This is a genomic window from Flammeovirga sp. SJP92 (assembly GCF_001583495.1).
Classification (GTDB): domain Bacteria; phylum Bacteroidota; class Bacteroidia; order Cytophagales; family Flammeovirgaceae; genus Flammeovirga.
The window spans coordinates 1-1050 of the sequence record NZ_LQAQ01000057.1 but is presented as its reverse complement, the minus strand read 5'-3'; the positions used below and the strand labels follow the sequence as shown (position 1 = coordinate 1050).

The following is a 1050-nucleotide window of genomic DNA, read 5'->3' as shown; positions in this document are numbered from 1 at the left end:
TGATTCATAATTATAAAAATCCTTATAGGTATGTAATTCGATCAAATTATAATCTCTTCCATCCACTTGTTTTAATAGAGGGGTATTATATAAAGCAGGCGTTTGGGCTATTTTTTCAAATGTGTAATCTTCATCAAAATCTAACTCTCCTAAAATCATCTTCCAGCATATTGATATTCCTGTAAATGGGAAATCGTTTAAATGACGAAACATAATGGCATTAGTATATTTTCCATTAGTAGTTTTATCATTAATTAAAGTCCCAAAAACATAAAACACAGGAACTGTTAGCTCCAAGAAAAAAGGTTTATAATAATTGAAAAGATCATTAAATTTGTATTCACTCAGAGTTCCTTCATCAAAGTATAATTTTATGGATGTATTAGAATATTTTTTATCATGATCTCTATCATCTTTATTATCATTATCTCCTAACCTAGAAAAAACCAAGTAAAAACCTGTATTCCTTAAGTAAATATTAATATTACATCCTTTATAATCATCTGAATTTAAGAAGTTAATAATATCATCTATTTCAAAATCAGCTTTTATAAAAGTCTTATAATCTCCTAAGAATTCATATTCTAACTCCATGGTTTCAAATTCTCCAACAAGTGGATTAGTAAACAAACCTTGAAAATAACTATTCTTGAGTTGAATATCATTCAATTGTAAACCTAAAAATTGCAATGCATTTTCCTTCATATCAGTTCTTTTTATATTATTCTTAGCTGTCCTTGATCATCAAGGTATTTCACTCTGATAAAACCTTGCTCCAATACCTTAACTTTCTTTTTCTCAGTAATTTTTTGAATCTGTTTATAAGCCTTCTCCGCTGCCATTTTAGCATTATCACCAGCTTTTTTACCTACTTTATGTTCAATAAAAATATAGTCCACTCCATTAAGAATAAAACTTTCAATATCTTTTATGCTTATGGATAATGAGAGGTTGAAAATTAAAAAACACTTCCTAAATTACTTCAAGAAGTGTTCTCACTATTCCACAATTACTATCTTTTTTCGATTATAACTGAAAACGCTCTTCCAA

Annotated in this window: 2 protein-coding genes; both read right to left on the bottom strand. The window is 27.6% G+C overall.

Annotation, left to right across the window (positions count from 1 at the left end; all coding sequences use genetic code 11):
• On the bottom strand, positions 1–705 hold a 705-nt coding region (locus tag AVL50_RS12135; protein ID WP_157491308.1), incomplete at its 3' end, for a hypothetical protein.
• An 11-nt stretch (positions 706–716) separates the two neighbouring features.
• Positions 717–899 carry a hypothetical protein gene (locus tag AVL50_RS12130; protein WP_062616766.1) on the bottom strand — a complete coding sequence of 61 codons (183 nt, stop codon included), beginning with the start codon at positions 897–899 and terminating at the stop codon, positions 717–719.
• Positions 900–1050: the final 151 nt, after the last annotated feature.